This window comes from Pseudomonas sp. RC4D1 (assembly GCF_018390395.1).
GTDB lineage: Bacteria > Pseudomonadota > Gammaproteobacteria > Pseudomonadales > Pseudomonadaceae > Aquipseudomonas > Aquipseudomonas danubii.
Window position 1 is genome coordinate 556,369 of sequence record NZ_JAHBAW010000001.1, and the last position, 11,794, is coordinate 568,162.

An 11,794-nucleotide genomic window follows, 5' to 3' on the forward strand; every position below is an offset into this window, starting at 1 on the left:
TATGAGCACTTTGCACAGCACGCCGCGCGCCGACGGTTTCTACATGCCGGCCGAATGGGCGACCCAGACCCAAACCTGGATGATCTGGCCCGAGCGTCCGGACAACTGGCGCCTGGGCGGCAAGCCGGCCCAGGCCGCCCACGCGGCGGTGGCCAAGGCCATTGCCCGCTTCGAACCGGTGACCGTGGCCGTCTCCGCGGGCCAGTATGAAAACGCCCGGGCGCGGCTGGACGTACCCAACATCCGCGTCGTGGAGATGTCCAGCGATGACGCCTGGGTCCGCGACACCGGTCCGACTTTCGTCATCAACCACAGCGGCGAAGTGCGTGGTGTGCACTGGGGCTTCAACGCCTGGGGCGGCTTCGAAGGCGGCCTCTATGCGCCGTGGAACCGTGACGAGCAGGTGGCCAGCAAGGTGCTGGAGATCGAGCGTTGCCAGGAGTACCGCACCGAAGGCTTCGTGCTCGAGGGCGGTTCGATTCACGTCGACGGCGAAGGCACGCTGATCACCACCGAGGAATGCTTGCTCAATCACAACCGCAACCCGCATCTGTCCCGTGAGCAGATCGAGGCGGTATTGCGCGAGCACCTGGCGGTGGAGCAGATCGTCTGGCTGCCGGATGGCCTGTACAACGACGAAACCGACGGCCATGTGGATAACTTCTGCTGCTACGTGCGCCCGGGCGAAGTGCTGCTGGCCTGGACCGACGATCCCCAGGACCCGAACTACCCCCGCTGCCGAGCGGCCATGCAGGTGCTGGAAAACACCCGCGACGCCAAGGGCCGCACTTTCAAGGTGCACAAGATGCCGATTCCCGGTCCCTTGTATGCCACCGAAGAGGAATGCGCCGGTGTCGATGCCGTGCAAGGCAGCCAGGAGCGTAATCCCTCCGTGCGCCTGGCGGGTTCCTACGTGAACTTCCTGATCGTCAACGGCGGGATCATTGCGCCGAGTTTTGACGACCCGATGGATGCCCCGGCCAAGGCCATCCTCCAGGAATTGTTTCCCGAGCATGAAGTGGTGATGGTGCCGGGGCGCGAACTGTTACTGGGTGGCGGCAATATCCATTGCCTTACCCAACAGCAGCCCGCGCCGCAGCGAATTTGAGTGCCGTTGTAACAGATGGTGTTGCCTGTTTGACGGCGTCGGACCGATTCCGCACCTGGTGCTTTTCAGCAAGCCCGCAGCCCAGATGGGTTGCGGGCTTTTTCATGGCCGTACGTCGAGCCACCTGGCACTTTGGCATAGCTCTTGTATCTGCTTCGTGGTGATTCTGAGACAGGTGGAACTTTTGTTGTTCTGTCATAAACCTTGGATAAGTTAGGCCGCTCAGATACCAGGAGAGAGCGCTGGAATGAATATGGTCAGCGAGCGGGCACCCCATCCCTTGGCAATGAATAACGAGTCGCTGCAGGTTCTGGCGCAATGGTTGAAGTCCAATGGAACGCGTCAGATCAGGGAACCTGATCCGCGCCGGATCATCGTTGAGCGTTACCCCGCTGGATTGCTCAGCGAGGCGGAACTGCAGGCACTGTGGGATGTGGTGAAAGGATAGAAAACGACGGATTGTAAAAAGCGCTGCCGGGATGGCAGCGCTTTTTTTTGGCCGGTCGTTTAGAAGCGGTAGTTGCCAGTGACCACTAGGCTACGGGGCTCCCCCGGCTGGATCTGGAAGGCACTGGTGGCGGAGCTGTAGTACTCGCGGTCAGCGATGTTGTTCAGCGCCGCGCGCACGTCCCAGTCCTTGTGCCGGTAGCCGGCCAGGGCGTCCCAACGGCCGTAGCCCGGCAGCACCACGGTGTTGGCGCCATCGGCGTAGCGGTCGCCCACCAGGGTCAGGCCGGTCTCGGCGTACCAGCCCAGTTCCGGTTTCCAGGTGATGAACAGGCTGCCGTTGCGCTTGGCCACGTTGTTCACGCGCTTGTCTTCGAAACCGTTGTTGTCCTTGACCACCACCGCGTCCTGCAGGCCGATGCCGCCGCGCAGGTACCAGTTGCCGACGAGCTTGCCGTTGGCAGTCAACTCGATACCCCGGGAGCGTTGCAGGCCGGTGAGCAAGGTGATACTGGGGTCCCGCAGATCGCGGGTGCGACGGTTGTAGAGCTCCAGCTCATACACCGCCAGGGTGGTGCTCAGGCGCTCGCCCAGCCAGTCGCTCTTGACCCCGACTTCCTTCTGCCGCGTCAGCTCCGGACTCAGGTCGTTGCCGTTGCCGGTGGCATTCGGGGTGATACCGATCAGGCCGCCGCCCACCGGCGAGAACGACTTGCTCCACGAGGCATAGAACGAGTGGTGCTCCAGCGGCGTCCAGACTACCCCCAGGCGCGGGCTGACGCTGTGGCTGTCACGGCTGTCGGAGACGCCGTTCTTGCGATTGGTGGTCTCGACATCGAAGTTGTCGTAGCGCAGGCCGGCGAGCAATTGCCATTGATCGTTCAGGCGCAGTTGGTCCTGCACGTAGAGCGCCCGGCTTTCGACCTCGGTGTGGTTGTTGCTCCAGACTTGCATGCGTCCGGTATGGCTCTGGTATGGGTTGGGGTTGTACAGGTCGACGGCGGGCACGTCCTGGCTGCCGGGGCCTGTGGTGGCAGGGTTGTAGAGGATCGGGTCGCGGCGCTGGCTGCCGATCTCGATGCCGGTGAGCAGGCGGTGTTCCAGGCCAAAGGTGTCGAAGCGGCCTTCGAGTTCGGTGTTGTTGTAGATGTTGCGCGTCTTCAGATCCTGCTGCCAGCGCTGGCGCTGCACTTTGCCGGTGTTGGCGTTGTAGCCGGTCTGGTAGGTGTTGTCGAAGTCGCTGTCGAGCTTGAACACGGCCAGGGTGTGGCGCAGTTGCCAGCTGTCGTTGAGCTCGTAGGTCAGCTTGGAGCGCAAGGACTGGGATTTGTCGTCGATGTAGTCGCGGTGGTCGCCGTAGGTGGTTTCCCGACCGACGTTCGCCGGGCGTCCGTTGAGGCTGGTGATGCCGCGGTCCGGGGTGCGGTTGTAGCGGCTGTATTCGTACTGCACCAGCCAATTCAGCTCCGGGGTCAGTTGCCAGCTCATGGACGGTGCGAACAGCTGGCGATTGCCACTGACGCCGTCGCGGAAACTGTTCTGGTCCTGATTGCCCAGGTTCAGGCGCAGGCTGAGGTTCTCCGTCGGATCGGCACTGAGGTCGGCGTACAGGCTGCGCAGGTCCTGGCTACCGCCCTGGACTTCGACGCTGGAGCGGCGGCCGAACTCCGGCAGTTTGCTCACCCGGTTGACGATGCCACCCTGGCTGCCACGGCCGTAGAGCACGGCCGCCGGGCCCTTGAGCACTTCGATGCGCTCGATGTTGTGCAGGTCGCGCACGTACTGGCTGTCGTCGCGGATGCCGTCCAGGTAGAAGTCGTTGCTGGCATCGAAACCCCGAATCCGCAGGCTGTCGAAGCGGGTGTCGGAGCCGCTGCTGACGTTGGGAATGCCGCTCAGGGCGCTGCCCAGATCGTTGTGGCCGTAGTCCAGGACGTTGGCGGTCTTGATCGTGTCGATGGCCTGGGGCACATAGCGCGCGGCGGTGGCGGTGCGGGTCGCGGTGCTGACTTCCTTGACCCGGGGATCGTCGGGGTCGGCCTCGGCTTCGGCGCTGATGGAGGTCGTTGGCAGGGTGGTGCTGGCAGCACAGGCAAAACCGGCGGTCAGCAGGGTGCAGAGTCCCAGTGACAGGGGCGTAAGGCGGAAATGGGCAGGCATCTGAAGCGCATCCGAAAGGAAGGTGAGTCAAGGGGTGCGAATGATAATGCGTGCTATTTACTTATGTTAATTATTCGCTAAAAGTTCCTTTGCACTATTGTTTCTAATTATGTCGGCGCCGTATCTGCCCGCATACACAGGCTAAACAGACTGATTCGACCGGATACAGCAACAGACTAAAAGCCATTTCGAGGTTTTTCCCCTGGCGTGCGAGGCATAGTCTGCGGGCCATCGAATGCTCAAGATCCTGTTGGAGTCCCTTATGTCCTCGGCCACCCTTCACTACATTTATGACCCGCTGTGCGGTTGGTGCTATGGCGCCAAGCCACTGGTCCAGGCTGCCCAGGCAGTGGTGCCGGTGGTGGCCCATGCCGGTGGCATGATGACCGGTCGCAACCGCCAGCCGGTGTCGCCGCAGTTGCGTGATTACGTCATGCCCCATGACCGACGCATTGCCGAGTACACAGGGCAACCTTTTGGCGAGGCCTATTTCGAGGGTCTATTGCGTGACCACACGGCAGTGTTCGACTCGGCACCGCCGATCGCCGCTGTATTGGCCGCCGAGGCCCTGGGCGGTCGTGGACTGGAATTGCTGGGGCGCCTGCAGACGGCTCATTACCTGGAGGGCCGGCGGATTGCCGATCGCGACGTCCTGCTGGAACTGGCGCAGACCCTGGGGTTTGCTCCACAACCGTTCGCCGTCGCCTACGATCAGGCGGTGGCCCTTGAGCTGGACGAGCATATAAAGAGCAGCCGGGCGCTGCTGGCCAAAGTTGGTGGCCAGGGTTTCCCAACCCTGGCGCTGGAGCGGGACGGTCGCTATCAGTTGCTCGACATCAGCCCCTGGCTGGGCAAGCCCGAGGCCTTTGTGCAGTGGTTGAAGGCTTCCCAGGGGGCCAGTAATAACCCTCAACATGGCGCGGTCCAGGCCTGTGGCCTGGACGGTTGTGCGCTTTGATCTCACCTGACCTGCGTGGAGTCACCCATGGATAACCTAGCGTTGATCAAAAGCACCTATGAAGGTGCCAACTCCCAGGAAAATGCGCGCAACACCGCTGCGGCCCTGGCCCCGGATGCGCGTTGGACCGAAGCGGCGGGCTTTCCCTATGCCGGCACCTACGTCGGTTTCGAGGCGGTGCTGGAGCATGTTTTCAAGCGCCTGGGCTCGGAATGGCAGGACTTCACCTTCAAGGTGGAAAACTATGTGGCCCAGGGCGACAAGGTGTTCGCCTATGGCAACTACCAAGGCATCTACAAGGCCTCGGGCAAGCCGATCGATGTGCGAGTGGCCCATTTGTGGACCCTCAAAAACGGCAAAGTCACCCACTTCGAACAATTCGTCGACAGCCATAGCGTGCAGCTGGCAATGCTCTAGCCCGCAGTTCTTAGAATATTTTCAGCTATTCAAAGACGATTCACGAAATTGACACGTTGTTCAGGGCGCAGATAGGATTCGCCCCCAACGCCTGTGGCCAAGAGCCATATTTAAGAATAATAAAAGGCCCGCCGCGATCACCCGCGGTCGGGCTTTTTTGTTTCGACGGTAGAAGAGCGTTCAAACGCCATAGCCGAAAGAGCTCACAGCGCGTCATCAAACCGTAATAAGGAAAATAAAATGTCGAAACAGCGGATCTGCTTGATTGCACTGGGGATTTTGAGCGCTACACAGGCCATGGCCGACGGCCAGGCCGATGCCAAGGGCTTCGTCGAAGACAGCAGCCTGAAAGTGCTGCTGCGCAACGCCTACATCAACCGTGACTACAAAGACCGTAACAAGGACAAGGCCGAGTGGGGCCAGGCTGCCATCGGCACCTTCTCCTCGGGTTTCACCCAGGGCACCGTGGGCGTGGGCGTTGACGCCTTCGGCCTGTACGCACTGCGCCTGGACGGCGGCAAGGGCCGCAGCGGCGCTAGCGGTATCGACTTCTTCAAGCAAGGCGACAGCGGCAACGCCGCCGATGACCTGAGCAAGTTCGGTGCGGCGGTCAAGTTCCGTCTGTCCAACACTGTGCTGACCTACGGTGACCAGATGCCGGCCCTGCCGGTACTCAACTACGACAGCTCGCGTCTGCTGCCGGAAAGCTACACCGGCACCCTGATCACCTCCAAGGAGATCAAGGGCCTGGAGCTGAACGCCGGTCACTTCACCGCCGAATCGCGCAAGAGCGCCGAAGGCCGTGATAGCGGTGGTCTGAAGTCGATCAACGTACTGGGCGGTAGCTACCAGTTCACCGAACAGTTCAAGGGCGCGCTGTACGCTTCTGACGTCGAAGACGTGCTGAAGAAACAATACGTGAACCTGAACTACGTGTTCCCACTGGCCACCGATCAGTCCCTGACCCTGGACTTCAACGGTTACCGCACCAAGCTGGACAAATCCTTCGCCAAGGACCTCAACGCCGGCGGCCAGGACAACAAGATCTGGAGCCTGGCGGCGACCTTCGCCACTGGCCCGCACTCGTTCACCGTCGCCCATCAGCGCAGCACCGGCGACAGCCACCTGGGCTACGCCTATGGCGGTTATCAGAAGTCCGGCTATGTGGGTGATGGCGGCAACACCATCTACCTGGCCAACTCCTACTGGTCCGACTTCAACGCGGAAGACGAACGCAGCTGGCAACTGGGCTACGGTCTGGACTTCGGCGCTTTCGGCGTACCGGGCCTGACCTACAACGTGGCCTACGTACGTGGCGACAACATCACCACCGTCAACAGCACGGGTGGCAGCGAGCGAGAAATCTTCAACCAGCTCAAGTACGTGGTGCAGAGCGGCCCGGCCAAGGACCTGAGCGTCAAAGTGCGCAGCTCGGTTCTGCGTGTGTCGCAGAAGTCGTATGAGTACAACAAAGGTGGCAACGAACTGCGTGTGTTCGTCGACTACCCGATCAACGTGTTCTGATGAGCGTTTGATCACCACCTGACTCTGGGTGGTTGTCGTGCAAAAAAGCCCCGACTGGTTCGGGGCTTTTTCATGTTCGGTTATCGCTTGCGGGGTTTTGCCAGAGAGGGCAGGTGGATGTTTTCGTACCACTGTCTTTTCAAGGCGTCGCCTTCGCGCTTGTAGGCAAACATTTCTTGCCAATGTTCACTGGCGAGCTGGAGCATTTTCCCTGGAATGTGTTCCGTCAGGTAGGTGAAGTAGCGCAGGTGGTGAGGGGCCAGAACCTTCATGAGCTTGTTGAGCTGTATGGTTTCCGCGTTTTCGCCAGTGTCTTTCAAGGCTTCATTCAAGATGAAGGTCGGGATCACCATGATGTAGGTGCCGGTAGCGCCCGTGAAGTCCGGAATACCGTCGTCGAGTTGGTAGAGGATATAAACGTAGAGGTCTGCCCAGCGTCGTTTGAGCTGATTACTGCTTAATTCCTTGCCATTGCGGGTCTGCATCCAGGCTGCCTTGGGAGACACCGGCAGCGCGGTTTTCAGTTTGTTGGCATAGGCCATGTGACGAAGAGGTCGCTCTGTCTTGTCGACGAGCTTGGTTTTGACCTCCACCGCCCAGCCGTTCCAGGTGGTTCGGCAGAACCAGTCTTTGTCTTCGTTCAGGGGATCAGTGGTGACCTTGCACGAATCCAGGAGCGGTTGCGGATAGCCAAAGTAAATATCCGCCACATCGCTTTCGCCATTGTCTTCGCTGACCGGGTCGAACAGCTTGTTGTGCAGGTAACCGTAAGGCCTACGGTTGGTCTCTGGCTTAAAGTCAGGGCTATGGGCCGGCGGATTGTTGCGCTCGAAGTCCTTGATCGCCGAAATGATGAATGACTCATACACCCGCCCGATCCAGCTGGGGTTGTTCTTGAGGATTTTCAGTAGTCTTTCTGACAGTTCCATCTGCGGGTGGTCCTTGGGGGCAGGGAGGTCTGGCCATGAATGGCCTGGTCACGGGGCACCGGGATTTTCGGCGAGTGGTTGGTCGATATCAATCTTGCTACAGTCCGCGGCTCCTTCCTGTCACGGATGATTTCGATGTTCCGTACCCTGTTATCCGGCCTGTGCCTGCTGAGCGTCGCCAGCATCGCCCACGGCCAGCCAGCGACTGCATCCGAGCAGTTGCTCAGCCAGTTCTCACGCTGCGATGCGCAGTTTTTCCAGAGCCTGAACACCGCCCAACTGCCGGCCGCGACCTTGACCGTGGCCAAGTACGGCGCGGTGAGTGCGCCCAAGGTCCTGAACCCCTTGCAGGAAGGCGGACGCTACCAGGCGTTCGAACAGCCGCTGCTGGTCAACGGCGTGCGCTTGGTGGGCTACTACAACGAAGCCCAGTCGCTGAAGTCGGTGGGTAACCTGCTGTTCTGGGGGTTTATTGCCGAGGGTGAGCCCCGTGAAGTGGCCGCAGCGCTCAAACCTCTGCTGGTGGACAACCACCGCCTGAAGGCAGACCGCAGCGCCATGGTCCGGGTGGAGATCCGTCGGGTGGGCGACCCTATCGACAGCTGGCGCACCGAAGGTCTGGTCGGCGGCGGCGTGGCCACGCCGTTCGGTTTCGTCGAGCGGGTATTGAGCATCGACAAAGGCATCGCCAGCGCGCCGATCTCAGGTCGCACCACGATCTTCTGCAGCCTGCAGGGCACGGTTACCGCGCCACTGCTGCAGGTCTATCGCCCTGACCTCAACGCTCACCTGCTGGATTGAAAAACATGCCTTCATTGTCTGTACGCGGGTCGATCCTGCTTGTGTGTGCCCTTGCCGTCACTGGCTGTGCCAGCCTGCAGAGCCAGGACCAGATCAACTACGCCCATTGCCGCCTGGTGGGCCAGGCCTCCAAGGCCGAGAAGTTCGATGTGGTGCTGCAAGAGGCCGACCTGTGCCTGTCGAAAAACCAACTGTCCAAGCCGATGCAGAGCCTGGTGTACTGGTTGCAGTCCGACGCCTACGCCAGCTTCAAGCGTTACCCGGAAGCCATCAGCGCCAAGGAAAAATCCATCGAGCTGGGGCCCAAACCCGATGCCCGTGCGGTGCTGGACCTGAGCCGTCTTTATCGTGAATCGGGCAACCCGCAAAAGGCCCTGGAACTGGTGCAGTCCAACCTCGACGCCAACCTGGGCGAGGCGGGCAAGGGCACCGGCTTCAACATGCCGACCTACTACCACCTGGGCCAGACCCTCTACGACCTGGGCCAATACCGTGAGGCGGCTGAAGCCTACAGCGCCGGCCTGCAAAAGCAGCCGGACTACGCCTGGGCCTTCTACCATCGTGGTTTGGCCTACGAAAAACTGGGCCTGACAGACGATGCCCGCGCCGACTTTACCCAGTTCGCCAAGCGGGTGGACCAGAAGTACGTCGAACCGCAGCACCAGGCCAAGCTGGCCGAATACAAGATCAGCCTGCCTTGAGCAAAGCCTTGCCGGCGCAATGAAAAAGGCTCGCCGTATGGCGAGCCTTTTTGTTCAGCAACCTTGCCCGTCAGTCATCCGGATTGATCGCGAACTTCAGCTGATCGCCTTCCAGGTACACCACCGCCTCGCGGCCATGGATATCCACAGGACGGGCTGAAATCGCCTCATGCTCCGGGACGATCTTGGACAGCACCTTGTGCTGCACGTCGACCCGCCAGATACAGGCCCGCGGACCTTCGTTATCGAAGTACATCACCGGGCGGGTTTCGCTCCAGGTGGGATTGACGATGCTCCAGCCGGCCTCGACGTCGTTGTGCTCGGTGACGTTCTCGGAGTAGGTGTTGTTGCTCTGCCGGTCGTAGTCCAGGGACAGGCTGTAGTTCTCCTGATTCAGATCCTGGCCGACCCGCGCCCGGGCATGGCGCAAGGTGTTGGAGAGCGACTGGAACACCTGCTGGCTGGCTTCGGGAGCACTGCGCGAGCCCAGGCGATAGCTCATGCCTTGCTGCAGTTCGCCGCCGCTGCGCTGGCGGTAGTAAAACTCCCCGTCGACGATGCCGGCGAAGCGCTGGCCCTGATCGTTGGACCCCGGAGAGGCCCAGCCGACAAAGCCGATATCCCGGGCAATGGGATGCAGGCCGGGCTGGTCATCGGCATATTCGTAGAGGGTGCCGACATAGCCTTCCCGCCCCCTCTGGTACTGACCGACGAACAGCACCACATGCAGCACGCCATCCAGCACCTGGGCGTCGACGATCTGCTGATCGCCCTGGGCAGGAGCGGCGGTGAACTTGGCCAGGGTGAAACGCTGCCAGTCATCAGGGTCCTGCAGGCGGTACTGACGGGTGGGGTCCATTGGCAGCAGCTCGCCTTTGCCGGGAGCCGGAGGGATCGGCAACAGCGTGAGCATTTTCACCTGGGCCCGATAGGCCGACTCCAGGCAGTCGCTGTCGATGCAGGTGTCGCGCACTTCCCGCAGCCACTGGGTTTGCAACAAGCGAAACACCTGCAGGTGCTTGAGCTCCTTATAGCGGCGGTTCAACTCATCGTCCTTGGCGGACAGGGTAGGCGTATCGCAGACGGTTTTCTCCACCCGGGTAGAGGCCTTGGCGCAGTCGAAACCGGCGGCCTGCAACTGGGGCATGAATACAGCCAGGGCCAGGCCCGTGGCGGCAAGCGACAGCAGAGGAAACTTCATCAAAACATCCTTGTAGGCAAACGAGCTTGCATCAGGGGGAAGGGAAGGTCTGCAGATAGGCCAGCAGATTATCGATTTTTTCTTCATCGCTCAGCCCCCAGAAAATCATCCGCGTACCGGGCACCACGGCTTTTGGGTCTTCCAGGTACTGGATGAGCTTGTCCCGGGTCCAGACGATGCCCGACGACTTCATGGCCGTTGAATATTGATAGTCCGTGGCACTGCCTGCCGGCCGGTCGATGATGCCGTTGAGCTGCGGCCCGAACGAACTGCGCACCGAAGGCCCGATATTGTGGCAGCCGCTGCACAAGCGCTTGAACAGCTTGCCACCGGCTTCGGCATCGCCGGCCAGGGCCGGAGCGCTGAACAGCAGGGAGTGGAGCAACAGGGTCAGGATCGATAGGGAAATGGGCTTCATGGGCGGCCTGTGTACAACGGGGATCGGCGGGTATTGGAGCATGAAGTGCGGTGATTTGGGGATGTTGCGGTGATCCAATTCATTGGTTTCGGTAACAGTGCTTCAGCTCGATTTCGATACGTGCTGTTGGTCAGCCACGGCTCTGCCTTAGCGATGCGAGGCGAAATTTTATGAGTGATCGAAGGCGCAGGAGGGCAGTGGCTTTATGTGTCGGCAAAATCTGCGTTTCTGGTGAATGAGCAGACAACGTTCACAAGAAAGCAGGCTTTTGAGTGCATGACGAGACGCTCAAGAAAAATGTGCAGGCCAGGAAGCGAAAGCGTAGGTGTGGACAATTTGTGGACGCTCTCACGACATGACGTGAGGCTTTTCGGAAGCACGAAAACAACAAAGCCCCTGCATTTCTGCAGGGGCTTTGTTTTGTATGGTGCCGGCACCAGGAGTCGAACCCGGGACCTACTGATTACAAGTCAGTTGCTCTACCAACTGAGCTATACCGGCGTGTTAGGGCGACGATTATAGCGATTGGCGGGGTTCTGTAAACCCCTGAAATCTGACTATTTTTGCGTGGGCCTATGCGGGCTCTATACCTAGCGTTCCCAGGCACTCTGGGGCTCGAGCGCGAGGAGGCTTTGAATCATCGGCGGATAGCCGATGATTCAGTGCAGACGGCCCCCACTCGGCCGATAGCCTGCTCAGCCGCTCATACCGCTTCAGACAAAGGAAAGATCAGTCATAAAACCTGGAAATATTCCCTTGCTGGCGCTGCTGTCGTTGCTCGGCGCCTGTAGCGTCAAGCCGGTGGAGCCTTATTCGGAGCCGCCCCTGGGTGTGCCGACGGCGCAGTTGCGGGTGATCACCAATGGCGAGGTGCGCGGTGAGGCCTATGCCGGTTGCCAGGGTGACAGCAAGCGCTTGGCCAAGGCCGGGCGCTTCGGCAGCGATCAACAGGCGAACATCAACTATCCGCAGTGTCCACTGCCGCCAAGGCAGATCGACATGCTGCCGCGTTTCGCGCCGAAGCTGCCGTCCTACGTGGGGGCAACCCTGCCGCTGGCGGTCCCGTCCAGGCCTCCAGCGGATCGGCGTTGCCCCGGTCAGTGAGTGTCCCTGGCCGGGGGTTAGCCGGC

12 protein-coding genes and 1 tRNA gene are annotated in these 11,794 nt (G+C 60.6%); 8 read left to right on the forward strand and 5 right to left on the reverse strand.

The window, feature by feature from the left end; genetic code table 11:
- Position 1 precedes the first annotated feature (1 nt).
- Together aguA and KHO49_RS02600 are read left to right on the forward strand one after the other, a co-directional pair.
- On the forward strand, positions 2 to 1,108 hold the full coding sequence (gene aguA, locus KHO49_RS02595) for an agmatine deiminase (RefSeq protein ID WP_102862684.1): 1,107 nt from the start codon (positions 2 to 4) through the stop codon (positions 1,106 to 1,108).
- 247 nt (positions 1,109 to 1,355) lie between these two features.
- Entirely contained in the window at positions 1,356 to 1,556 is a 201-nt protein-coding gene (locus KHO49_RS02600) for a hypothetical protein (protein ID WP_102862685.1), read from the forward strand.
- A gap of 59 nt (positions 1,557 to 1,615) precedes the next feature.
- Here KHO49_RS02600 and KHO49_RS02605 read toward each other — a convergent pair whose 3' ends face one another.
- Positions 1,616 to 3,715 (reverse strand): TonB-dependent receptor, encoded by a 2,100-nt coding sequence (locus KHO49_RS02605; RefSeq protein WP_213664568.1) that lies wholly within the window; start codon positions 3,713 to 3,715, stop codon positions 1,616 to 1,618.
- Positions 3,716 to 3,977: 262 nt separating this feature from the next.
- Here KHO49_RS02605 and KHO49_RS02610 point away from each other — a divergent pair, with 262 nt between their 5' ends.
- From KHO49_RS02610 to KHO49_RS02620, 3 genes are all read left to right on the forward strand, one after another.
- Positions 3,978 to 4,673, forward strand: a complete 696-nt coding sequence (locus KHO49_RS02610) for a DsbA family protein (protein ID WP_213664569.1) — start codon at positions 3,978 to 3,980, stop codon at positions 4,671 to 4,673.
- A gap of 27 nt (positions 4,674 to 4,700) precedes the next feature.
- Positions 4,701 to 5,090 carry a nuclear transport factor 2 family protein gene (locus KHO49_RS02615; RefSeq protein ID WP_060842195.1) on the forward strand — a complete coding sequence of 130 codons (390 nt, stop codon included), beginning with the start codon at positions 4,701 to 4,703 and terminating at the stop codon, positions 5,088 to 5,090.
- A 240-nt stretch (positions 5,091 to 5,330) separates the two neighbouring features.
- Positions 5,331 to 6,614, forward strand: a complete 1,284-nt coding sequence (locus KHO49_RS02620) for an OprD family porin (protein ID WP_213664570.1) — start codon at positions 5,331 to 5,333, stop codon at positions 6,612 to 6,614.
- Positions 6,615 to 6,694: 80 nt separating this feature from the next.
- Here KHO49_RS02620 and KHO49_RS02625 read toward each other — a convergent pair whose 3' ends face one another.
- A complete protein-coding gene (locus tag KHO49_RS02625; RefSeq protein WP_213664571.1) occupies positions 6,695 to 7,543 on the reverse strand; it encodes a hypothetical protein in 849 nt (282 codons plus the stop codon).
- A 39-nt stretch (positions 7,544 to 7,582) separates the two neighbouring features.
- Here KHO49_RS02625 and KHO49_RS02630 point away from each other — a divergent pair, with 39 nt between their 5' ends.
- Positions 7,583 to 8,344 (forward strand): hypothetical protein, encoded by a 762-nt coding sequence (locus tag KHO49_RS02630; RefSeq protein WP_249735460.1) that lies wholly within the window; start codon positions 7,583 to 7,585, stop codon positions 8,342 to 8,344.
- Positions 8,345 to 8,349: 5 nt separating this feature from the next.
- Positions 8,350 to 9,045, forward strand: a complete 696-nt coding sequence (locus tag KHO49_RS02635; RefSeq protein ID WP_102882158.1) for a tetratricopeptide repeat protein — start codon at positions 8,350 to 8,352, stop codon at positions 9,043 to 9,045.
- Positions 9,046 to 9,115: 70 nt separating this feature from the next.
- On the opposite strand, the gene KHO49_RS02640 is transcribed toward KHO49_RS02635, so the two are convergent.
- The 3 genes from KHO49_RS02640 to KHO49_RS02650 form a co-directional block, all read right to left on the reverse strand.
- A complete protein-coding gene (locus tag KHO49_RS02640) occupies positions 9,116 to 10,246 on the reverse strand; it encodes a lysozyme inhibitor LprI family protein (RefSeq protein WP_213664572.1) in 1,131 nt (376 codons plus the stop codon).
- Between the two features lie 31 nt (positions 10,247 to 10,277).
- Positions 10,278 to 10,664 carry a c-type cytochrome gene (locus tag KHO49_RS02645; protein WP_110595342.1) on the reverse strand — a complete coding sequence of 129 codons (387 nt, stop codon included), beginning with the start codon at positions 10,662 to 10,664 and terminating at the stop codon, positions 10,278 to 10,280.
- Positions 10,665 to 11,089: 425 nt separating this feature from the next.
- A tRNA-Thr gene (locus tag KHO49_RS02650) sits at positions 11,090 to 11,165 on the reverse strand.
- Positions 11,166 to 11,420: 255 nt separating this feature from the next.
- Here KHO49_RS02650 and KHO49_RS02655 point away from each other — a divergent pair.
- Positions 11,421 to 11,768, forward strand: coding sequence for a hypothetical protein (locus tag KHO49_RS02655; RefSeq protein WP_249735461.1), 348 nt, complete (start codon positions 11,421 to 11,423; stop codon positions 11,766 to 11,768).
- The last annotated feature ends 26 nt before the right edge of the window (positions 11,769 to 11,794 follow it).